At 70.3% G+C, this 21,773-nt stretch carries 23 protein-coding genes; 7 read left to right on the forward strand and 16 right to left on the reverse strand.

Going from position 1 to position 21,773, the window contains the following annotated elements; translation table 11 throughout:
• The first annotated feature begins 8 nt into the window (after positions 1–8).
• From ABZX79_RS13235 to ABZX79_RS13250, 4 genes are all read left to right on the forward strand, one after another.
• The gene (locus ABZX79_RS13235; RefSeq protein ID WP_355255454.1) at positions 9–905 is read left to right on the forward strand and encodes a sugar ABC transporter permease; all 897 of its coding nucleotides are present in this window, start codon (positions 9–11) and stop codon (positions 903–905) included.
• Positions 902–1,753, forward strand: coding sequence for a carbohydrate ABC transporter permease (locus ABZX79_RS13240; RefSeq protein ID WP_355255457.1), 852 nt, complete (start codon positions 902–904; stop codon positions 1,751–1,753). The genes ABZX79_RS13235 and ABZX79_RS13240 overlap by 4 nt, the downstream gene beginning before the upstream one ends.
• A 24-nt stretch (positions 1,754–1,777) precedes the next feature.
• Positions 1,778–2,818 (forward strand): hydroxyacid dehydrogenase, encoded by a 1,041-nt coding sequence (locus ABZX79_RS13245; RefSeq protein ID WP_355255460.1) that lies wholly within the window; start codon positions 1,778–1,780, stop codon positions 2,816–2,818.
• 71 nt (positions 2,819–2,889) lie between these two features.
• On the forward strand, positions 2,890–3,585 hold the full coding sequence (locus ABZX79_RS13250) for an ester cyclase (RefSeq protein ID WP_355255463.1): 696 nt from the start codon (positions 2,890–2,892) through the stop codon (positions 3,583–3,585).
• A 102-nt stretch (positions 3,586–3,687) separates the two neighbouring features.
• Here the strand turns inward: ABZX79_RS13250 and groL are convergent, their stop codons facing one another.
• The 4 genes from groL to ABZX79_RS13270 form a co-directional block, all read right to left on the reverse strand.
• Entirely contained in the window at positions 3,688–5,316 is a 1,629-nt protein-coding gene (gene groL, locus ABZX79_RS13255; RefSeq protein ID WP_355255466.1) for a chaperonin GroEL, read from the reverse strand.
• Positions 5,317–5,410: 94 nt separating this feature from the next.
• On the reverse strand, positions 5,411–5,719 hold the full coding sequence (groES, locus tag ABZX79_RS13260; protein ID WP_028812332.1) for a co-chaperone GroES: 309 nt from the start codon (positions 5,717–5,719) through the stop codon (positions 5,411–5,413).
• Between the two features lie 225 nt (positions 5,720–5,944).
• The gene (locus tag ABZX79_RS13265) at positions 5,945–6,799 is read right to left on the reverse strand and encodes a polysaccharide deacetylase family protein (protein ID WP_355255469.1); all 855 of its coding nucleotides are present in this window, start codon (positions 6,797–6,799) and stop codon (positions 5,945–5,947) included.
• Complete coding sequence (locus ABZX79_RS13270) at positions 6,796–7,713, reverse strand: polysaccharide deacetylase family protein (RefSeq protein ID WP_355255472.1); 918 nt, start codon at positions 7,711–7,713, stop codon at positions 6,796–6,798. The genes ABZX79_RS13265 and ABZX79_RS13270 overlap by 4 nt, the downstream gene beginning before the upstream one ends.
• Positions 7,714–7,822: 109 nt before the next feature.
• On the opposite strand from ABZX79_RS13270, the gene ABZX79_RS13275 reads away from it, so the two are divergent.
• Entirely contained in the window at positions 7,823–9,016 is a 1,194-nt protein-coding gene (locus tag ABZX79_RS13275; RefSeq protein ID WP_355255706.1) for a methyltransferase domain-containing protein, read from the forward strand.
• Between the two features lie 324 nt (positions 9,017–9,340).
• On the opposite strand, the gene ABZX79_RS13280 is transcribed toward ABZX79_RS13275, so the two are convergent.
• Genes ABZX79_RS13280 through tsaB form a run of 5 tightly spaced genes read right to left on the reverse strand, consistent with a single transcriptional unit; the run spans position 9,341 to position 12,596 of the window.
• Entirely contained in the window at positions 9,341–10,003 is a 663-nt protein-coding gene (locus ABZX79_RS13280) for a hypothetical protein (protein ID WP_355255475.1), read from the reverse strand.
• A gap of 44 nt (positions 10,004–10,047) precedes the next feature.
• Positions 10,048–10,314 (reverse strand): hypothetical protein, encoded by a 267-nt coding sequence (locus ABZX79_RS13285; protein ID WP_355255478.1) that lies wholly within the window; start codon positions 10,312–10,314, stop codon positions 10,048–10,050.
• Entirely contained in the window at positions 10,311–11,411 is a 1,101-nt protein-coding gene (gene tsaD / locus ABZX79_RS13290; RefSeq protein WP_355255480.1) for a tRNA (adenosine(37)-N6)-threonylcarbamoyltransferase complex transferase subunit TsaD, read from the reverse strand. The genes ABZX79_RS13285 and tsaD overlap by 4 nt, the downstream gene beginning before the upstream one ends.
• Positions 11,404–11,910: a ribosomal protein S18-alanine N-acetyltransferase gene (gene rimI / locus ABZX79_RS13295; RefSeq protein ID WP_355255709.1), complete on the reverse strand. Its 507-nt coding sequence runs from the start codon at positions 11,908–11,910 to the stop codon at positions 11,404–11,406. Before rimI ends, tsaD begins: the two co-directional genes overlap by 8 nt.
• Before the next feature lie 17 nt (positions 11,911–11,927).
• Positions 11,928–12,596, reverse strand: coding sequence for a tRNA (adenosine(37)-N6)-threonylcarbamoyltransferase complex dimerization subunit type 1 TsaB (tsaB, locus tag ABZX79_RS13300; protein ID WP_355255483.1), 669 nt, complete (start codon positions 12,594–12,596; stop codon positions 11,928–11,930).
• 112 nt (positions 12,597–12,708) lie between these two features.
• Between tsaB and ABZX79_RS13305 the strand changes: the two genes are divergently transcribed.
• Positions 12,709–13,278: a hypothetical protein gene (locus ABZX79_RS13305; RefSeq protein ID WP_355255486.1), complete on the forward strand. Its 570-nt coding sequence runs from the start codon at positions 12,709–12,711 to the stop codon at positions 13,276–13,278.
• Between the two features lie 23 nt (positions 13,279–13,301).
• Here the strand turns inward: ABZX79_RS13305 and ABZX79_RS13310 are convergent, their stop codons facing one another.
• The 7 genes from ABZX79_RS13310 to glmS all read right to left on the reverse strand — a co-directional run bounded on the left by ABZX79_RS13310 (position 13,302) and on the right by glmS (position 20,669).
• The gene (locus tag ABZX79_RS13310; RefSeq protein ID WP_355255489.1) at positions 13,302–13,463 is read right to left on the reverse strand and encodes a hypothetical protein; all 162 of its coding nucleotides are present in this window, start codon (positions 13,461–13,463) and stop codon (positions 13,302–13,304) included.
• Positions 13,464–13,601: 138 nt separating this feature from the next.
• Entirely contained in the window at positions 13,602–14,114 is a 513-nt protein-coding gene (gene tsaE / locus ABZX79_RS13315) for a tRNA (adenosine(37)-N6)-threonylcarbamoyltransferase complex ATPase subunit type 1 TsaE (RefSeq protein ID WP_355255492.1), read from the reverse strand.
• Positions 14,086–15,321, reverse strand: a complete 1,236-nt coding sequence (locus tag ABZX79_RS13320; protein WP_355255495.1) for an alpha/beta hydrolase — start codon at positions 15,319–15,321, stop codon at positions 14,086–14,088. Before ABZX79_RS13320 ends, tsaE begins: the two co-directional genes overlap by 29 nt.
• A 12-nt stretch (positions 15,322–15,333) precedes the next feature.
• Positions 15,334–16,476, reverse strand: coding sequence for an alanine racemase (gene alr / locus ABZX79_RS13325; RefSeq protein ID WP_355255712.1), 1,143 nt, complete (start codon positions 16,474–16,476; stop codon positions 15,334–15,336).
• A 391-nt stretch (positions 16,477–16,867) separates the two neighbouring features.
• Entirely contained in the window at positions 16,868–18,409 is a 1,542-nt protein-coding gene (locus ABZX79_RS13330) for an NAD(P)H-hydrate epimerase (RefSeq protein ID WP_355255498.1), read from the reverse strand.
• A gap of 12 nt (positions 18,410–18,421) precedes the next feature.
• Positions 18,422–18,790: a holo-ACP synthase gene (locus tag ABZX79_RS13335; protein WP_355255501.1), complete on the reverse strand. Its 369-nt coding sequence runs from the start codon at positions 18,788–18,790 to the stop codon at positions 18,422–18,424.
• A gap of 4 nt (positions 18,791–18,794) precedes the next feature.
• Positions 18,795–20,669, reverse strand: a complete 1,875-nt coding sequence (glmS, locus tag ABZX79_RS13340; RefSeq protein WP_355255503.1) for a glutamine--fructose-6-phosphate transaminase (isomerizing) — start codon at positions 20,667–20,669, stop codon at positions 18,795–18,797.
• 114 nt (positions 20,670–20,783) lie between these two features.
• On the opposite strand from glmS, the gene coaA reads away from it, so the two are divergent.
• Positions 20,784–21,773 carry a type I pantothenate kinase gene (coaA, locus tag ABZX79_RS13345; RefSeq protein ID WP_355255715.1) on the forward strand — a complete coding sequence of 330 codons (990 nt, stop codon included), beginning with the start codon at positions 20,784–20,786 and terminating at the stop codon, positions 21,771–21,773.

The following is a 21,773-nucleotide window of genomic DNA, read 5'->3' on the forward strand; positions in this document are numbered from 1 at the left end:
GGAAGAGCGTGAAGGCCCGCACCCGCACCAATGCCGCCGCCGGCGTACTGCTGACGCCCTTCTTCGTACTCTTCACCCTGGTGATGGTGGTGCCGATCGGATACGCGGTCTGGCTCAGCCTGTTCACCGAGAAGCAGTCGGGACTGGGATTCGGCGGCACGGAGACCGTCTTCAGCGGCCTCGACAACTACACGGCGGCGCTGGGTGACCCGGCCTTCCGCGAGGGCTTCGTCGTACTCCTCGGGTACTGCGTGTTCTACATCCCGCTGATGATCGGCGGAGCCCTCGCCCTCGCCCTGCTCCTCGACTCCACACTCGCCCGCGCCCGACGCTTCTTCCAGCTCGCGCTCTTCCTGCCGCACGCCGTACCGGGCATCATCGCCGCGCTGATCTGGGTCTATCTCTATACGCCCCAGCTCAGCCCGGTCGTCGACGCCATGGAGGCCGGCGGTATCGGCTTCGACTTCTTCGCACCCGAAGGCGCCCTCCCCTCCGTCATCAACATCGCGCTGTGGGAATGGCTCGGCTACAACATGGTGATCTTCTACGCCGCCCTCCAGGCCGTCGACCGCTCCGTACTCGAAGCGGCCACGGTGGACGGGGCGGGCGCCTGGCGTATCGCGTTCAGCATCAAGGTCCCGCTGATCCGCGCCTCGGTCGTGATGGTCGCGCTGTTCACGGTCATCGGCTCGCTGCAGCTGTTCACCGAGCCGCTGATCATCAACAAGGGCACCGGATCATCCGTCACCTCCACCTGGACGCCGAACATGTACGCGTACACCGCGGCTTTCGACCGGGGTGACTACGGACTGGCGGCCGCCGCCTCCGTACTCCTCGCGCTCACCGCCGCGCTGCTCTCCTTCGCGGTCACCCGCTTCACCGGCCGGAAGGGCAAGACGGCATGAGCTCTCCCACGACGACCAAGTGGCTGTCGAAGACCGCCGTCAACGGCGCGCTCTTCCTCGCCACGGTCTACATGCTTCTCCCCCTCGTCTGGCTGGTCACCGCCGCCACCAAGGACACCGGCGGCCTGCTCGCCGGAAACGCCTTCTCCTTCGAGGACTTCAACCTCGGTGCGAACCTCTCCGCCCTGGCGACGTACAGCGACGGCGTCTACTTCCGCTGGTACCTCAACAGCCTTCTCTACGCGGGCGGCGGCGCCGTGGTCAGCTCGCTGATCAGCGTCGCCGCGGGCTACGCCTTCGACAAGTACCACTTCCCCGGCAAGGAGAAGCTGTTCGGCGTCGTCCTGCTCGGCGTGCTGGTCCCGACCACCGCGCTGGCCCTGCCCATGTACCTGCTCGCCAGCGAAGTGGGCATCGTCAACACCTACTGGGCCGTGCTCGTCCCCGTGCTGGTCCACCCCTTCGGCGTGTACCTCGCCCGGGTCTTCAGCGCCGGTTACATCCCGGACGAGGCCCTCGAAGCCGCCCGTATCGACGGAGCCGGCGAGCTGCGCACCTTCTGGTCCATCGGTATGCGCATGATCATGCCGGGCTTCGTGACCGTCTTCCTCTTCCAGTTCACCGCGATCTGGAACAACTTCTTCCTCCCCCTGGTGATGCTCTCGGACCAGAAGCTCTTCCCGCTGAGCCTCGGCCTGTACGCGTGGAACAGCAACGCCCACGGCGAGCCGGAGTTCTACCCCCTCGTCGTCACCGGCTCCCTCCTCGCCGTCGTCCCCCTGATCGTCGCCTTCGTCTCCCTCCAGCGGCACTGGAAGGCCGGGCTCACCGCCGGAAGCGTCAAATGACTCACGAGGAGCCCGAGTTCCACCATGCACCACGCCACTGACAATCAGCCGCCGACTCAGCCGTCCCTGCTGCTCGCCATGGGCCCCGGCATCGCGGATCGCCTGTTCACCGACCGCCACCGCGGCCGCCTGGCCGAGCTGGCCCGCACCGACCCGTACCTCGTCGCGCACGACCTCACCACCCCCGCACCGCACATCGCGACGGCCCTCGCCGAGGCGGAGGTCCTCTTCACCTGCTGGGGCGCCACCCCGCTCACCGCCGAAATCCTCGACGCCGCCCCGCACCTGCGCGCCGTCATCCACGCGGCGGGCTCCGTCAAGCACCACATCACCCAGGCCTGCTGGGACCGCGGCATCGCCGTGACCTCCGCGGCGGCCGCCAACGCCCTGCCGGTCGCCGAGTACACGCTCGCCGCGATCCTCTTCGCCGGCAAACGCGTCCTGCACTCCGCCGCCCGCTACCGCGCCCTGCGCGCCGACCACGACTGGCGCACGGAGCTCCACGGCGCCGGAAACCACCGCCGCACCGTGGGCATCGTCGGCGCCTCGCGCATCGGCCGCCGCGTCATCGAGCTGCTCCGCCCCTTCGACCTGGACGTCCTGCTGTACGACCCGTACGTCGCCCCGCGCGAAGCCGCCGCGCTCGGCGTCGCGCTCGCGCCCCTCGACGAGCTGTGCGCCCGCAGCTCCGTCGTCTCGGTCCACGCCCCGCAGCTCCCGGCGACCCACCGCATGATCAGCACCCGCCAGCTGGCCGCGATGCCCACCGGCGCGACCTTGATCAACACCGCGCGCGGCTCACTCATCGACGAGGCCGCGCTACTCCCGGAGCTGGCCTCCGGCCGCCTGAGCGCCGTACTCGATGTGACGGACCCGGAATTGCCGCCACCGGACTCGCCGCTCTACGACCTCCCGAACGTTCTCCTGACCCCCCACATCGCGGGATCGCTCGGCAACGAACTGCACCGCATGGCCGACCGGTCCCTGGACGAACTGGAGCGATACGCCACTGGCCGGCCCTTCGCCGACCCGGTCCACCCGGCGGCCTTGCGGCGCTCGGCCTGACACGGCACAAACGGCACATTTCACTAGACTGGACGCGTACCCCACTCGAAGGCTCAGGCTCGGGAGGCGTGGTGAAATTCGTACAGATCATCGACTACAAGACCGAACGATCCGAAGACATGAACCAGCTCTTGGACAGGTGGGCCGAGCAGACCAAGGGCAAGCGGACCGCCACGCACAACATCGTCGGCAATGACCGGTCCGAGAAGAACCACTACGTCGAGATCGTCGAGTTCCCGTCGTACGAAGAGGCGATGAAGAACTCCCAGCTACCGGAGACCGACCGCACCTTCCAGGAGATGGTGGCGCTCTGTGACGGGATGCCGTCGTTCACGGACCTCGACGTGGTCCGCGACGAGCAGCTGAACAAGGACCTGTGCAACCGGTTCTTCGACGAGATCGCCGTCGGCGGCAACCTCGACGCCATCGACGAGGTGTTCGCGGCCGATTACCGGGACCACGACATCTTCAAGGAAGAGGAAAGCACGGTCGGCGCCGACGTCATCCGCAGTGACCTGACCGGCTGGCGCGACGGCTTCGACTTCCGCTTCACCATCGACAAGCAGGTGGCCGAGGGCGACGACGTCGTCACGCTGTGGACCTGGACCGGCACCCACAAGGGTGAGTTCATGGGCGTCGCCCCCACGGGCAAGAAGTGCACCATGACCGGCACCACGGTCTTCAGCTGCCACGACGGGAAGATCCAGGAAGGCTGGTGGCACATGGACGTCATGAGCCTGATGCGGCAGCTCGGCGCGATGCGCTAGACAGAACCTGGACAGAACCTGGACAGAACAGACAGAAAGCAGCGAGGCCCCCGTCCCCACCGCTGAGCGGTGGAAACAGGGGCCTTCTGGCGTCGTACGACGTCAGTGGCTGTGGCCGTGACCGTGGCCGTGACCGGCGTCCGCCTCGTCCTCGGCCGGCTTCTCGACGACCAGGGTCTCGGTCGTGAGCAGCAGCGACGCGATGGACGCGGCGTTCTCCAGCGCGGAGCGGGTGACCTTGACCGGGTCGATGACGCCGGCCTTGACCAGGTCGCCGTACTCGCCGGTCGCGGCGTTGAAGCCGTGGCCCTTGTCGAGCTCGCTCACCTTGGCGGTGATGACGTAGCCCTCAAGACCGGCGTTCTCGGCGATCCAGCGCAGCGGCTCGACGACGGCGCGGCGGACGACCGCGACACCCGTGGCCTCGTCGCCGGTCTTGCCGAGGCCGCCCTCGAGCACCTTGGCGGCGTGGACCAGAGCGGAGCCACCACCGGAGACGATGCCCTCTTCGACCGCGGCGCGGGTCGCGGAGATGGCGTCCTCGAGACGGTGCTTCTTCTCCTTGAGCTCCACCTCGGTGGCGGCGCCGACCTTGATGACGCACACGCCGCCGGCGAGCTTCGCGAGGCGCTCCTGGAGCTTCTCGCGGTCCCAGTCGGAGTCCGTGGACTCGATCTCGGCCTTGATCTGGTTGACGCGGCCGGTCACCTCGTCGGCGTTGCCGCCGCCGTCGACGATCGTCGTGTCGTCCTTGGTGACGGTCACGCGGCGGGCGGAGCCCAGCACGTCGAGACCGGCCTGGTCGAGCTTGAGACCGACCTCTTCGGCGATGACGGTCGCACCCGTGAGGGTGGCGATGTCGCCGAGCATGGCCTTGCGGCGGTCACCGAAGCCGGGGGCCTTCACCGCGACGGCGTTGAAGGTGCCACGGATCTTGTTGACGACCAGGGTCGACAGGGCCTCGCCCTCGACGTCCTCGGCGATGATCAGCAGCGGCTTGGAGGCGCCGGCCTGGATGACCTTCTCCAGCAGCGGCAGCAGGTCCTGGATCGAGCCGATCTTGCCCTGGTGGATCAGGATGTACGGGTCGTCGAGGACGGCCTCCATACGCTCCTGGTCGGTCACCATGTACGGCGAGAGGTAGCCCTTGTCGAAGGCCATGCCCTCGGTGAAGTCGAGCTCCAGGCCGAAGGTGTTGGACTCCTCGACGGTGATGACACCGTCCTTGCCGACCTTGTCCATCGCCTCGGCGATGAGCTCGCCGACCTGCGAGTCCTGGGCGGACAGCCCGGCCACGGCGGCGATGTCGGACTTGTCCTCGATCGGACGGGCGTTCGCGAGGAGGTCCTCGGAGATCGCCTTGACCGCGGCGTCGATGCCCTTCTTCAGAGCGGCCGGGGAAGCACCGGCGGCGACGTTGCGCAGGCCCTCGCGGACCAGCGCCTGGGCCAGCACGGTGGCGGTGGTGGTGCCGTCACCCGCGATGTCGTTGGTCTTGGTCGCCACCTCCTTCACGAGCTGGGCGCCAAGGTTCTCGTACGGGTCGTCGAGCTCGACCTCGCGCGCGATCGTGACACCGTCGTTGGTGATGGTGGGGGCGCCGAACTTCTTGTCGATGACGACGTTGCGGCCCTTGGGGCCGATCGTCACCTTCACCGTGTCGGCAAGCTTGTTGACGCCGCGCTCGAGGGCGCGACGGGCGTCCTCGTCGAACTTCAGAATCTTCGCCATGGAGCTTCTCTGTCCTCTCAAACGAAATGCGCCCCGGGCCACCCGGCTGTCGCTGGGGGCCAGGGGCGCAGTTCAAAAGCAATCTTCGGGCGAACTACTTCTCGATGATCGCGAGCACGTCGCGAGCCGAGAGGACGAGGTACTCCTCGCCGCTGTACTTCACCTCGGTGCCGCCGTACTTGCTGTACAGCACGACGTCGCCGACGGAAACGTCGAGCGGCAGGCGCTCGCCGTTCTCGAAGCGGCCCGGGCCCACGGCCAGGACGACGCCCTCCTGGGGCTTCTCCTTGGCGGTGTCCGGGATGACCAGGCCAGAGGCCGTGGTCTGCTCGGCGTCGAGCGGCTGGACCACAATGCGGTCCTCAAGCGGCTTGATGGCAACCTTGGAGCTGGTGGTCGTCACGGTCCGGTCTCCCCCTTCGGAGATCTCACGGGGTTAACTGATTTTGGGTGGCGACCAGGTGGTTCCGTCGTCGCGGGTGCCGGACCTGCCCGTCGCTACTGTTGGCACTCCCCACTGGAGAGTGCCAACGCCGAGACTATGACGCGGTTAGCACTCGGTCAAGCGGAGTGCCAATCCAACGCCGCCGTACGTGTTGACGAACGCGCCTGCGCCCCGGGCGCCGCATCAGAGATAGTCCTCCAGCCGCGCCACAGCGAAGCCCTGCTCCTGGATCCGGCGCAGCATCCGCGACGTCATCTCGGTGATCGTCGAGCCCTTGAGCTCGCCGGGCCCCCGGAAGTGCGCGAGCACGATGTCGCCCGGCCGCAGCCGGTCGCCGTGCGCGTACCGCAGGTCGTTGATCTGCATCGACGCCCCCCACAGCACCACCGCCTCGGCCCCGCAGTCGCCCGCCGCCCGCAGCGTCTGGTTGTTGTACGCCCCGTACGGCGGCCGGAAGAGCCGCGGCCGCGCGCCGAAGCGGGCCTCCAGGCGGTCCTGCTGGCCGCAGATCTGGGCGCGCTGTCCGGCGTACGGGAGGCCGGGCAGGTAGACGTGGCCGACCGCGTGGTTCTGCACCGTACTGAGGCCGCCGCCCGCCCGCCTCAGCCGGTCAAAGTGGTCGTACCCCGGTGAGGCCACGCTGTCCGTCAGAAACATGCTGATCGGCAGCTTGAGCTCGTCGACCATCCGCACGAACTCCGGATCCCGCTCGGCACCATCATCAAAGGTAAGAAAAACGACCTTGTCGCGGGTCGGTACGCGGTCCACCACGAAAGGCCGGGCCGGCTTACGGACCGGAGGCGCCGGCGCCCGACGGAGCGGCTCCCGCAGCCCCCACCGCGCGTACGCCCCGGCGCGCGGGGCCGGTGCGCCGTGCGCCCCGGTGGCCGCCTCCTCCGCCACCCGCGCCTTCGGCGCGACGCTGCGCACCGCCTTCCTCCCGAGCCGTTCGATCGGGTCCACGGACTGCGCGCATCCGGTGAGCGCGAGCGCACCGACCGCCAGCAGTCCGGCCAGCAGCCGGTGCGCGGGCCTCACAGGTAGTCCTCCAGCCTGGCGACGGCGTAACCCTTGGCGGTGACCGTTTTCATGACCCGCCGGATCATGTCCGGCATGGTGCCCTTCCACTGCTCCTTGCCGCGGAAGTGCGTGAGGATGATGTCGCCGGGATGCAGGTCGCGGTCCCACTCGCGCCACTCCATCCGGTCGGGGAACGCCTCGGCGGCCCACAGGGGCACGGCCTTGATGCCGCAGGAGCGGGCGGCGCGCAGGGTGTCGGCGTTGTAGTTGCCGTACGGCGGCCTGAAGAGCCGGGGCCGCTTGCCGTACCGCTTCTGGATGACGGTCTGCATTCCGCAGATCTCGCGCTTCTGCTGGGCATAGGAAAGGCCGGGCATGTAGCGGTGATTGAGGGTGTGGTTGTGGAGGGACACGCCGCGCGCCTGCATCCGCTCGAAATAGCCGTAGTTCTCACGCACCAGGTAGTTGCTGAGGAACGCGCTGTAGGGAATGCCCAGCTCAGTCATCATCCGCAGCAGCTTCGGATCCTTCTCCGCGCCGTCGTCCATCGTCAGGAAGACGACCCTCTCCTCGACCGGGACGGTGGTGAAGACGGGCGGCAGCCCGCGCCCCGCCCCGAAGCCCTTGCGCGTGGTGATCTTCGGCTTCACGGCGGGCGGTGGGGGTGCGGCCAGCGGCGGCTGCGCGAGTCCCCACTTCTTGGCGGCGGCGACGCGCACGGTCTGGGCGCGCCGCAGCCGTTCGGCGTACCCGGCCAGATCCCGGGCGGGCCCCTGCCGGTACGCCTGCTCCTGGCCGGCGGCGGGTGCGGCAGCCCGCGGCGTACCCGGCTCCGGCATGTCGGCGGGCTCGGTGGGGCACGCGGAGCCGATGGCGGCGACAAGGAGGGCCGCCAGGACCATACGGGCCCGCCTGCCCCCTTTCCAGATCATTTCTTCCTTTTGTCGTACTAGTTGCATGGCGATGGATCCTGTCAGCGCACGACACCGTCGTCGGGGCGACACCGCGACCGGGCGCGCACCGTCCCCCGGCTGGCCCACAATTGACCCCGTGAACGACACCCCTGACGCCGTGGAATCCTTCGCCGCCCTGCGCACCGAAGAGGGCCGCGCCCTCCTCGCCGCGCTCCGCGACCACAACCCCGCGGACGAGCTGGCGACCGCGACGCGGCTGCGCCGTGATCACCCCGCCGCGCTGGTCTCGGCGGCGCTCGGGCAGGCGCGGCTGCGGCAGCGGGCGGTGGCGAAGTTCGGCGCCGAGGACGCGTACCGGATGTTCTTCACCCCGAACGGTGTCGAGCAGGCCACCCGCACGGCCGTGGCGACGTACCGCGCCGGGCGCTTCGCCGCGCTCGGCGTACGGAGCGTGGCGGACCTGTGCTGCGGCATCGGCGGCGACGCGATCGCGCTGGCCCGCGCGGGGATCTCGGTCCTGGCGGTCGACCGCGACCAGCTGACGGTGGAGGTGGCGCGCGCGAACGCGGAGGAGCTGGGCCTGGCCTCCCTCATCGAGGTCCGCTGCGCCGACGTCACGACCATCGACACGTCTCCGTACGACGCGGTCTTCGTCGACCCGGCGCGACGGGGCGGCCGCGGCCGGATCTTCGACCCGGAGGCGTACTCCCCACCGCTCTCCTGGGCGATCGAGGCGGCCCGTACGTCCGCACACGCGGCACTCAAGATCGCACCCGGCGTTCCGCACGAGGCGGTCCCGGACGACGCCGAAGCGGAGTGGATCTCGGACGGCGGCGACGTGAAGGAGGCGGTGTTCTGGTTCGGCACGGCCCCGAAGGCGATCCGGGCCACCCTGCTCCCCGGCCCGCACAGCCTCCTCGGCACCGGCCTGCCGGACCCGGAGCCCGGCAAGGTCGGCCGTTACCTGTACGAGCCGGACGGCGCGGTGATCCGCTCGCATCTGGTGGCGGAGGTGGCGCGGGAGGTGGGCGGCCGCCTGATCGACGAGACGATCGCGTACGTGACGGCGGACGAACTCCACCCCACCCGGTACGCCACCGCCTACGAGATCACCGATCAGCTCCCGTTCAGCCTGAAGAAGCTGAAGGCGCTGCTGCGGGAGCGGGGGGTGGGCGTACTGACGGTGAAGAAGCGCGGCTCGGCGATCGAGCCGGAGGAGCTCCGCCGCAAGATGAAGCTGTCCGGCCCGCGTTCGGCGACGGTCTTCCTCACCCGAGTCGCGGGCGCCCCAACGGTCCTGATCGGCCACCCGGCCCCGTAACGAAATCCTGGCCACGCCCTGCGGGCAGCTTTCCCCGACCCGCCCCTTCCCGCAGTGACACTTTACGGCTCCGCCGCGTGAGGGGCTCCGCCCCAGACCCCGCTCCTCAAACGCCGGAGGGGCTGAATCTGCCGGGCGGGGGCGAGTTTTGCGGCCAGGGCCGCAAAACTCAGCCCGCCTCGCGGCAGCTCTCCAGCCCGTCCGGCGTTTGAGGACACGCCCGAAGGGCTTCCGGGGTCTGGGGCCTGCCCCAGTTCTGGAAGGGGCGGGGAGGGGAAAGCCCGCCGCAGGCGCCCCACCGCGCCGCAGCGCACCAGCCCCACCTCAGCCCCGCACCGCACCCCCCGCACGCACCTCCACCGCGACCGCCCCCCGCAGGGCCCGCACCGCCCACCGGTAGTGCCTCACCGCCTTCACCGCCCCGAACAGCCCGGCCACCCACAAAATGACCCCGAGCCCGATGAAGAACACCGCGTCCACGTAAGTCTCAGAACCCGGCCGCGCCCGCACCGCGAACCCCAGCGACGACCACAGCCCGAGCCCGCACACCACCACCGACGACAGCAGCCACGCCAGGCTGAGCCCGGGAACGCGCCATCGCGCGGCGGGAAAACCGTGGCCGCGCCCCACCTCCGCCCACGCCACCACCAGCTGACGGACCGTACGGTCGCGCCACACGCCCATCCCGATGAAAATCCAGCACACCACTGCGCCCGCCAGACCAACCGCCCCAAACCCCGCGCCCAAGATCGCGGTGAGCGGATCGCCCGGCCCCTCGAACGCCTGAAGCGCCGCCCCGACGATGCCCCACCCGAGCGCCGCACCCCCCACCAGCAGCCAGAACCGCACCAGCCGCCCCGGCCCGAGGTCGCGCGCGATCAGCTCGTCCATGGCCCGGGCCCGGTCGGCGAGCATCGCCTCCGGTCCGGGCCAGGCCCGTATGTGCTCGGGCGGCGGAGGCGGAGGCAGCGGCGTACGGCGAGACATGCGCACGACACTACCCAGGGCCTGATCGCCCCCGTCAGCCCCCGTCAGCCGCCGTCGACCGACTCGAAACGCCAGCGATGAACCGCCCGCGTAATCAACCCCGCCTCGGGCTCCGGTAGTTCCGGCAGGCCGGCGTCGTCGTACTCCGCGTCCCACCACGTCATCACGAGCACCCGGTCCTGCGGCGCCCGCAAGATCTCCCTGCGCACCGGCTCGACCGCCAGGACAGCCGCCTGCGCCCGCGCCCACTCCAGCAGCTCCGCGCCCCGCCCCTCGACGGCGCGGGCCTCCCACATCAGCACGACGCTCATGAGTAGAGGTTGTCCTTGCTGACCTCATGCACATGGTCATGCGCATGAGCCGAGGCACCCGGAACATGCGGCTCAGTAACCGGCAGCGAAGAATCCGCCGACAAATCCCAGTCCGAAGCCGCCCGCCCCCGCGCCACCATCTCCGCGCCGAGAGCCGCCACCATCGCCCCGTTGTCCGTACACAGCCCCGGCCGCGGCACCCGCAGCCGGATGCCGGCCCGCTCGCACCGCTCCGCCGCCAGCGCCCGCAGCCGCGAGTTGGCCGCCACGCCGCCGCCGATCATCAGGTGGTCGACGCCCTCGTCCTTGCAGGCCCGCACCGCCTTCCGCGTCAGTACGTCGACGACCGCCTCCTGGAAGGACGCCGCCACATCCCGCACCGGCACCTCCTCCCCCGCACTGCGCTTGGCCTCGATCCACCGCGCCACCGACGTCTTCAGCCCGGAGAAGGAGAAGTCGTACGCCGCGTCGCGCGGCCCGGTCAGACCGCGCGGGAACGCGATCGCCTTCGGATCGCCCTCCCTCGCCAAGCGGTCGATGACAGGACCGCCCGGGAAGCCCAGGTCCAGCACCCGCGCGATCTTGTCGAACGCCTCGCCCGCCGCGTCGTCGATGGTCGCGCCCATCGGCCGTACGTCGCTCGTGATGTCAGGGGCTAGCAGCAGCGACGAGTGCCCGCCGCTCACCAGCAGGGCCATCGTCGGCTCGGGCAGCGGACCGTGCTCAAGCTGGTCGACGCAGATGTGCGAGGCCAGGTGGTTCACGCCGTACAGCGGCTTCCCGAGCGCGTACGCGTAGGCCTTCGCCGCGGACACCCCCACCAGCAGCGCGCCCGCCAGTCCCGGACCCGCCGTAACCGCGATGCCGTCCAGGTCCGAAGCGGCGACCCCCGCCTCCTTCAGCGCGCGCTCGATCGTCGGAACCATCGCCTCCAAGTGCGCGCGAGAGGCGACCTCCGGCACCACGCCGCCGAAGCGGGCGTGTTCGTCGACGCTCGACGCGATCGCGTCGGCGAGGAGGGTCGTACCGCGGACGATGCCGACGCCGGTCTCGTCGCAGGAGGTTTCGATGCCGAGGACGAGCGGTTCGTCAGCCATGGTGAATCTCGGTTTCTTGTTCTTGTTCCGGTACGGATGTCGCGGGATCTGCCGGGTCGGTCGTCGTCGTCAGCCGCATCACGAGCGCGTCGATGTTGCCGGGCTGGTAGTAGCCGCGCCGGAAGCCGATCGGCTCGAAGCCGAACCTCTCGTACAGCTTCTGCGCCCGCGTGTTGTCGACACGCACTTCGAGGAGCACTTCGGAGCATTCGAAAGCGCTGGCGTGCCCCAGCAGATCGGTGAGCAGCCGGGACCCGAGCCCGGTCCCCCACTGATCACGGGCGGCAGCGATGGTCTGTACGTCGCCGAGACCCCCGGCGGCGGCAAGCCCGGCGTACCCGACGAGTCGGCCGTCCTCCTCGGCCACCACATACCGGCGGGTGGCCTGCGGCCCGCGCGCGTGGGCGAGTTCGGACCAGAACATCCCGGGCGACCAGGCGTCCTCGGGGAACAGCTCCCGCTCCAGTTCAAGCACCGGGGCGATGTCCCACCAGCGCATTTCTCTCAAGCTCGCGGTCACTTCGGGGTGACCACCTTGTAGTTCTTCGGAACCTGCGCGTCGGGCCGGCGCAGATACAGCGGCAGCGGCGGCAGAAACGCCCCGGCCTCCCCCGCCGCGAGCTTCTCCGCGGCCAGCGACGCCAGCGCGCCCGCTGACTGGTGCTCGGGTCCGCGCGCGTCGGGGAACTCCCCGGGGTAAAGGAGGGCCCCGGAGCCGACGACCGGCAGGTCCGCGAGCTGCTTGGCGATGTCGGCGGGGCGGTCGACGGCGGGCTCGGAGACCCGCGTACGGGCATCGGCGTACCGCGCCCAGTAGACCTCCTTGCGCCGCGCGTCGGTGGCCACGGCGAACGGCCCGGTGAGCCCGGCCAGCCCGGCGGCGTACGCCAGCCCGTCCAGGGTGCACAGCCCGTGGACCGGCACGCCGAGCACGAGGCCGAAGGTCTCGGCCGTCGCCAGCCCGACGCGCAGTCCGGTGTACGGACCGGGGCCGACGCCCACGACGACCCCCGTCACGGCGTCGAGTTTCAGACCGGCTTCGGCGAGGACCCGGTCGACGGTGGGCAGCAGCAGCTCCCCGTGGCGGCGTGCGTCGACCTGGCCGGCCTCGGCGACGACGGAATCACCGTCGTGGAGGGCGACGGTGACGGCTGGAGTGGCGGTATCAACAGCGAGCAGGAGCACACAAACAGCCTACGGCCCGCGCACGGGGCGCACGGCGTCCCCCGTCCCTCCCGGCCCCGGCTGCTACCGTCACCACAAATACGCGCGCAGCAGGAACATGAGGTGGAGCAAGGTGGCAAGGAGCAGCTCGGGAATCGTGGCCGGGCTCACCGCGGCAGCCGTGGCGGCGGTCGCTTTCCTCGCCTACCAGGCGTCGGCGAGCGCCCCCTCCCCCGCGCAGCTCGCCGAACCCGCCGTCGGCAAGACCCCCGCGGCGCACGCCTCGCAGCCGCCCAAGGGACCGGCCAAGGTGAAGGACGTACTCGCGGTGCCGGCCCAGTCGGGCACGGGCACGCGCGTCGTCTACTCGCTGGCCGAGCGGCGGGTGTGGCTGGTGAACGGCCAGGGCAAGGCCACCAGGACCTTCAAGGTGGCGCCGAGCACGGTCAGCCCGCCGCCCGGCACGTACGCGGTGGGCTCCCGCTCGGGACTCATCACCGGCTCCGACGGAGTGCAGGTCGAACACGTCGTACGGTTCGTGACCTTCGAAGGCGTCCCGATCGGTTTCAGCGCCGCGGTCGACGGCTCGATGCCGAGCCCGGACCCGAAGAGCAGGACGGGCGGCGTGCGCATGCTGCGCGCCGACGGCGACGCGATGTGGAGCTTCGCGACGGTCGGCGTGAAGGTCGTCGTCGTCCCGTAAATACGCTCGTAAGGACTACAGGCCTACGCGGCGTCGCGCTGTTCCCCGACAGGCTCAGCCACCTCATGCTCATGCTCCTGCGGCTGCTCCCGCGGCGGTGTGGAGACCGCCGTGGCCGCCGCGCACGAGGCCAGTAGGTCGCGCATGGAGACAGGCTCGGGCGCGTCGCGTTCTGAAGCCGGCATGGATGCCTCCTGGGCTCCGGTTGAGCAGGCGTGGTTAGGTAGACCTAACCAGGTCTCGGTATCCATGTGACCACGCCCGGCCGCACCGGCGCAACATCTTGCCGACGTCTTGTCGGAACGTACGGACGCCAGAGCCCGTCAGGCGCCCAGCGCGGCCAGGCCCTCGCCGGCCCAGCGCGCACCGATACCGCGCACCGTCACCTCACGCACGTCGTCGTCGGAGTCCCCCACAGCCCGGTGGATGACCACGTGCAGCCGGTCGTCGGACAGCTCCTCGACCTTCCCCTCGCCCCACTCCACCACCACGACAGACTCGGGCAGCGAGACGTCAAGATCGAGATCTTCCATCTCGTCGAGCCCGCCGCCCAGCCGGTACGCGTCGACATGCACCAGCGGCGGACCGCCGGTCAGCGAGGGGTGGACGCGCGCGATGACGAATGTCGGCGACGTCACGGCGCCACGCACCCCGAGCCCTTCGCCGAGCCCGCGCGTCAGGGTCGTCTTGCCCGCGCCGAGCTCGCCGGTGAGCATCACGAGATCGCCGGGCCGCAGTACTTTCGCGAGCCGGCGCCCGAACTCCTGCATCGATTCGGGCGAGTGAACGGTAAGAACGGCGGTGACATCAGCCGCCGGGCTGTGCGGTGCTTCCATACGTCCCAACGTTAGCGGCTGCCGGTACGGCGCCCACCCGCGCCAGCAGGTCCGCGAGCCGGTCGGTGACCACCTCTGGGTGCTCCAGCATGACCAGGTGCCCGGCGTCGGGGACTATCACCAGCTCGGCGTCCGGCAGCAGATCCGCGATGCCCTCGCTGTGCTCGCTGGGCGTCACCAGGTCCTTGTCGCCCGCGAGAACCAGCACCGGCACCTCGGCGAAGATCTCCAGCGCCTCGGCCTTGTCATGATTGGTGAACGCCGGATAGAACTCGGCAACGACATCGATCGGCGTCCCCTCGATCAGCCGCTCCGCGAACCGCGCCACGGCCGGATCGACCTCCTTCGAGCCGAACGAATAGCGCTTGATGAGCCCGGCGAACAGATCCGCCGTCGCCCGCCGCCCACGCTCGACGATCTCCGCCTGCGTGCCCAGCGCGCGCAGCACACGCGGCAGCACACGCCGCACAGCGTTCACACCGGCCACCGGCAGCCCGAAGTTGACCTCGCCGAGATTCCCCGACGACGTACCGACGAACACAGCGCCGACCACCCGCTCGCGGACGATCTCAGGAAACTGATCCGCCAGCGCCATCATCGTCATGCCGCCCATCGAGTGCCCCACCAGCACCAGCGGCCCCTCGGGCGCGGCAGCGTCGATGACGGCCTTCAGATCGCGCCCCAGCTGCTCGATATCAACCGCGACACCACGCCCCTGTGCCGCACCGCGCGCCGAACGCCCGTGACTGCGCTGGTCCCAGTGGACGGTCCGCACCACACCCCGCAGCGCGGCTCGCTGAAAATGCCAGGAGTCCTGACTCAGGCAGAAGCCATGACTGAACACAACCGTCACAGGAGCGGGAGTCTTACGCCCGAAGAGCCGGCGCCGTCGCGGTCCCGACGAGGCGCCGTCCGCCTCCACCTCGTCCACTTCGTAGTAGATCTCGGTCCCGTCGTCCGCCGGGGCCTGCCCCGGCATGCCGCGCAGCGCGCCGTACGGACCCGAGGCATCCAGCGCGAGCCGTGCCTTCTTCCGCATGCCGCGGCCGACCGTCAGCCGCTCGAGGGCAACACCGGCGGCGGCGCCCGCCGCGACCACACCTATCGCGGCGCCGGCCACACCCGCCCGCCGCCAGTTGCCGTTGGCGGCGGCGGTCGCGGCCTCCGCCGCCACCTCCACCACGCCGGGCGCGCTGCTCTCGCTCACGGTGCCGCTCTCCTAGCTTTCGGGGTCCTCATTCACATAGACGCGCGGTACCCGCGATCCGATGCGGGTGACAATTTCGTACGCGATGGTGCCGGCGGCCTGCGCCCAGTCCTCGGCGGTCGGTTCCCCCCGGTCGCCGGGCCCGAACAGCACAGCCTCGTCCCCGGGCTCCACCACATCAGCCCCCAGGTCGACCACGAACTGATCCATGGCGACCCGCCCGGCGACCCGGCGCCACTTGCCGCCCACCAGCACGGGCCCGCTGCCGGACGCGTGGCGCGGAATGCCGTCGGCGTACCCGACGGGAATCAGCGCAAGCCTGGTCTCCTCACCCGTCACATAGTGATGCCCGTAACTGACGCCGTGCCCCTGCGGAACCTGCTTGACCAGCGCGACCGAGGCGGCGAGCGTCATCACGGGCCGCAGCCCGAAGTCGGCGGGCGTACCGAGCTCAGGGCTCGGGGAGATGCCGTACATGGCGATGCCCGTCCGTACGAGATCGAAATGCGTCCCGGGCAGGGTCAGCGTGGCAGGCGAATTGGCGATGTGCCGCACCTCAGGCTCGACACCGGCCTTCTCCGCATACGCAACCAGGTCCCGGAAGACAGCCAGCTGAACATCGATCGACGGATGCCCCGGCTCGTCCGCACAAGCGAAATGCGACCAGAGCCCGGTCACCCTGACCGCGTCCCGGACCTCCAGGGCACGCCGCACCAACTCGGGCCAGTCGGCCGGCTGGCACCCATTACGCCCGAGCCCGGTGTCGGCCTTGAGCTGTACGCGCGCCACCTGCCCCGCCGCACGCGCCGCCGCAACCACTTCCTCCAGCGCCCACATCCCGCTCACGGAGACGTCGATGCCCGCCTCGATCGCCTCGCGCCAGGGTCCGCCGGGGGTCCACAGCCAGCACAGCAGCGGCCCGTCGAACCCGGCGGCGCGCAGCGCCAGCGCCTCTTCGGGGGTGGCGGTCCCCAGCCAGGTCGCCCCCGCGTCGAGGGCCGCGCGGGCACAGCGCACGGCGCCGTGGCCGTACGCGTCCGACTTCACCACGGCCATCAACTCGGCACCCGCCGCGCGAGCACGCAAAGCCCGCACGTTGGCCCGCAGGGCCGCCAGGTCGATCTCGGCGCGGGCTCGCATGGGGGTATGAGTCATCGCGGTCATCGCGCCAAGTGTCTCAGAGCCCTACGACACCCCCGGCCCAACCACACCTTCCCGACCGGCCGCCGGGGGGAGACGACACCAGCCCACCGGCCGACCACCAGCCACCCAGGAGGAGACGAGACCGGCCCGCCACGGGAGCCACGACGCGAGGGGGCGGGACGCGCAGGGGGTGTCGTTCGGAACGTGCCGCGCCCACCCGGGGGACAACCCGCCGACCCGCACCGCGCCACTCTGCCCTCCCACCCACCCGCCGCCCACCAGCCAGCGGCCACGGGAGCCACGACGCGAGGGGGCGGGACGCGCAGGGGGTGTCGTTCGGGACGTAGAGCGTGATTTGTGGGCAGGGCGCGGGCTTCGCGGAAGGCACCGCTTCGCGCCTAAATCATGCAGTCCCGAACGGCGCCCCCGGAGCGGCCCGCCCCCGCCCCACAACCCCCCGCCAAGCCCCCGGCACCGCATCCGCCACGTCCAGCGCCCCCACCGGCGCACCACCCGCCGCCAGCCGCCCCGCCAGCCCATGCACGTACGCCGCAACAGACCCCGCGTCCACCGCCCCCAGCCCCGCCGCCAGCAACGCCCCCGCAAGCCCCGACAGCACGTCGCCACTCCCCGCCGTGGCCAGCCAGGGCGTCCCCGTCGGATTCACCCGCACGGGCCGCGGCCCCACAAACCCCACACCCGAACCCGCACCCACACCCACACCCGCACCCGCACCCGCACCCGGAGCCGACGCCACCAGCGTCGTAGACCCCTTCAGCAGCACAGTCGCCCCGTACAGCGCGGCCAGCTCCCGCACCGCGACCAGCCGCCCCGCCTCCACTTCCTCCCGCGAAACCCCGAGCAGCGCCGCCGCCTCCCCCGCATGCGGCGTAAGCAGCGTCGGCGCGTCGCGCCCCCGCACCATCGCCGGCTCCAGCGGCCGCAACCCATCCGCATCGACCAGCACCGGCACATCGGACGCCAGCACATCCCCCAGCGCCCCGCCCGCGTCCTCCCCCAGCCCCGGCCCGACGACCCAGGCCTGAACCCGCCCCGCCCTCGACGGCGGCCCCGCGTGCACCAGCGCCTCCGGGAAGCGCGCGATGACCGCGTCCGCCCCGTGCCCCACGTACCGCACCGCCCCGGCCCCACCCCGCAGCGCCCCCGCCACCGCGAGCACCGCCGCCCCCGGATACCGCTCCGACCCGGCCACGACGCCCACCACCCCGCGCCGGTACTTGTCGCTCTCCGCCCCCGGAACCGGCAGCAGCGCGGCCACATCCGCGTGCTGCAGCGCCTCGACGTCCGCTTCCGCCGCTTCGAGATCGAGCCCCAGCTCAACGAGCCGCACGGCTCCGACGTACTCCCGCGCGGGGTCGATCAGCAGCCCGGGCTTGTACGTACCGAAGGTGACCGTCACATCGGCGCGCACGCACTCCCCCCGCACCTCCCCACTGTCCGCCTCGACCCCGCTGGGCAGATCCACGGCGACGACAACCGCCCCCGAGTCCCGCGCGGCCCGCACCAACGGCACAGCGGCCTCCCGCAACCCACCCCGCCCGCCGATCCCGGTGATCCCGTCAACAACAAGATCCGCACGCGCAAGAGCCCCAAATACGTCACCGGCCGCCACCCCGGCCACGGTCCCCCCAGCCCGCCGCAACGCCGCCAGCCCACCCCCATGCGCCCGCTCCGCATCGAGCAACACCGCAGTGACCCCCGCACCCCGCCGGGCCAGCCGCGCCCCCGCGTACAGCGCATCGCCCCCGTTGTCCCCACTCCCGACGAGCAGGACGACCCGCGACCCGTAAACCCGCCCCAGCAGCCCCGCGCACACCGCCCCGAGCCCGGCCGCGGCCCGCTGCATGAGCGCGCCCTCGGGGAGCCGGGCCATCAGCTCCCGCTCAGCGGTCCGCACGGTCTCCACGCCATAAGCAGCACGCATCTGCACAACACCTCACCCTTCGGCAATGACAACCGCGGAAGCGATTCCCGCATCGTGACTGAGCGAGACATGCCAGGACCGCACCCCGAGCGCCTCCGCCCGCGCCAGCACCGTCCCGCTCACTCTCAGCCTCGGCTGCCCGCTGTCCTCGACGTACACCTCCGCGTCCGTCCAGTGCAGCCCGGCCGGCGCGCCCAGCGCCTTCGCGAGGGCCTCCTTCGCCGCGAACCGGGCGGCGAGCGAGGCGATGCCGCGCCGTTCACCGCTCGGCAGGTTCAACTCGCTCTCCAGGAACAGCCGGTCGGCCAGATGCGGCGTACGCTCCATCGACACCCGGAAGCGCTCGATCTCGGCGACGTCAATCCCCACCCCAATGATCACGTGCTCACTCCACCGTCACGGACTTGGCCAGGTTCCGAGGCTGATCGACCTCATTACCCCGAGCCGTAGCGAGCTCACACGCGAATACCTGCAACGGCACGGTGGAAACCAACGGCTGCAAAAGGACCGGCGTAGCCGGAATCCAGATCAAATGATCGGCGTACGGAACAACCGCCTCGTCCCCCTCCTCCGCGATCACAATCGTCCGCGCCCCGCGAGCCCTGATCTCCTGGATATTCGACACGATCTTGTCGTGCAGAACAGACCGCCCCCGAGGCGAAGGAACAACAACGACAACCGGCAGATCATCCTCGATAAGAGCAATCGGCCCGTGCTTCAGCTCACCCGCGGCAAACCCCTCGGCATGCATATAGGCAAGCTCCTTCAGTTTGAGCGCCCCCTCCAGGGCCACCGGATACCCCACATGCCGCCCCAGGAACAGCACCGTGTCCTTCCCCGCCAGCGACCGGGCCAGCTCCCGCACCGGCTCCATCGTCTCCAGGACCCGCTCCACCTCCCCCGAGATCGCGGACAGCTCGCGCACCACGCCCCGGACCTCGTCCCCCCACTTCGCCCCGCGTACCTGCGCCAGATAAAGCGCGACCAGATAGCAGGCGACCAACTGCGTCAAGAACGCCTTGGTGGAAGCAACGGCGACCTCAGGCCCGGCATGCGTATAAAGCGCCGCATCCGACTCCCGCGGAATGGTCGACCCGTTCGTATTGCACACGGCCAGCACCTTCGCGCCCTGTTCCCGCGCATGCCGCAGCGCCATCAGCGTGTCCATGGTCTCGCCGGACTGCGAGATCGCGATCACCAGCGTCCTCGAGTCGAGAATGGGATCGCGATACCGGAATTCACTCGCCAGCTCCGTCTCGCAGGGAATCCGCGTCCAGTGCTCAATGGCCAGCTTCGCGATCATCCCCGCATGAAAGGCGGTCCCACAAGCAATCACCACCACCTTGTCGACTTCCCGCAGCACGGCGTCAGGGATCCGCACCTCATCGAGCCGCAGCGAACCGGAACCGTCGATCCGCCCGAGCAACGTGTCGGCGACAGCCTTCGGCTGCTCGGCGATCTCCTTGAGCATGAAGTAGTCGTAGCCGCCCTTCTCGGCGGCGGAGGCGTCCCAGTCGATGTGGTACGACCGCACCTCCGCCGGCGCGCCGTGGAAATCGGTCACCGCGACCGACACCCCGGCAGCGCCGCCCCCGCCCTCGTCCCGCCGCAGCTCGACGACCTGGTCCTGCCCCAGCTCGATCGCCGACCGCGTATGCGCGATGAAAGCGGCGACATCGGAAGCAAGAAAAGCCTCCCCCTCCCCCACACCCACCACCAGCGGCGAGTTCCGCCGCGCCCCCACCACCACATCAGGCTCATCCGCGTGTACGGCGACCAGCGTGAACGCCCCGTCGAGCCGCCGGCACACCAGCCGCATCGACTCCGCCAGGTCCCCGCACGAGGAGAAGGACTCGGCCAGCAGATGCGCCACGACCTCGGTATCGGTCTCCGACACCAGCTCGTGCCCGCGCTCGGCGAGCTCGGCCCGCAGCGACGCGAAATTCTCGATGATCCCGTTGTGTACGACGGCGACGCGCCCCGCGTTGTCCAGATGCGGATGCGCGTTGGCATCCGTCGGCCCGCCGTGCGTGGCCCACCGGGTGTGCCCGATGCCCGTGGCCCCAGCCGGCAACGGCCGCCCCACCAGCTCCTTCTCCAGGTTGACGAGCTTGCCCGCCTTCTTCCCCGCGGCCAGGCCCCCGTCGGCGAGGACGGCCACACCCGCCGAGTCGTAACCCCGGTATTCGAGCCGCTTCAGTCCCGCGACGACAACATCAAGCGCCGACTGCCCGCCGACGTACCCCACGATTCCGCACATGTCCGCACCCTACGGCCGACGGCCCCACGTGACCGAGCACACCACCCACGACAGCCCCGCACACCCGACAATGACCCTGTGATCACTTCGCCGTCACGAAGCACCCAACCAGGCATCCCGCAGGTCACCCCGCGAGGCGCCCAGCGCCGGGCAGACGCCTCGCCGTACCTGGACCTCACCCGGGCGGAGTGGAGCGCGCTGCGCGAGAAGACCCCCCTCCCCCTCACCGCGGAGGAGCTCGAAAAACTCCGCGGCCTGGGCGACGTCATCGACCTCGACGAGGTACGGGACGTCTACCTCCCCCTCTCCCGCCTGCTCAATCTCTACGTACAGGCGACCTCGGGCCTGCGCGGCGCCCTGAACACCTTCCTCGGCGACGCGGCCAACGGCCACGGCTCCCAGCGCGGCACGCCCTTCGTCATAGGTGTGGCGGGCAGCGTAGCCGTGGGCAAATCGACCGTCGCCCGTCTCCTCCAGGCACTGCTGGCCCGCTGGCCCGAGCACCCCCACGTCGAGCTGCTCACCACCGACGGCTTCCTCTACCCCATGGAGGAGCTCAAGAGCCGCGGCCTCCTGTCACGCAAGGGCTTCCCGGAGTCGTACGACCGACGAGCCCTCACCCGCTTCGTCGCCGACATCAAGGCGGGCAAGGACGAGGTCACCGCCCCCGTCTACTCCCACCTCATCTACGACATCGTGCCCGGCGAACGCCTCACGATCCGCCGCCCCGACATCCTCATCGTCGAGGGCCTGAACGTCCTGCAGCCCGCGCTCCCCGGCAAGGACGGCCGCACCCGGGTCGCTCTCGCCGACTACTTCGACTTCAGCGTGTACGTCGACGCGCGCGCCGAGGACATCGAGACCTGGTACCTCAACCGCTTCCGCAAACTGCGCGAGACGGCGTTCCAGGACCCCTCCTCCTACTTCAGGAAGTACACCCAGGTCTCCGAGGAAGAGGCCCTGGACTACGCCCGTACGATGTGGCGGACCATCAACAAGCCCAACCTGCTGGAGAACGTGGCGCCAACACGCGGCCGTGCCACGCTGGTTGTGCGCAAGGGCCCCGACCACAAGGTCAAACGCCTCTCACTCCGCAAACTCTGA

It is taken from the genome of Streptomyces sp. NPDC002994 (genome assembly GCF_040611155.1).
Taxonomy (GTDB): domain Bacteria; phylum Actinomycetota; class Actinomycetes; order Streptomycetales; family Streptomycetaceae; genus Streptomyces.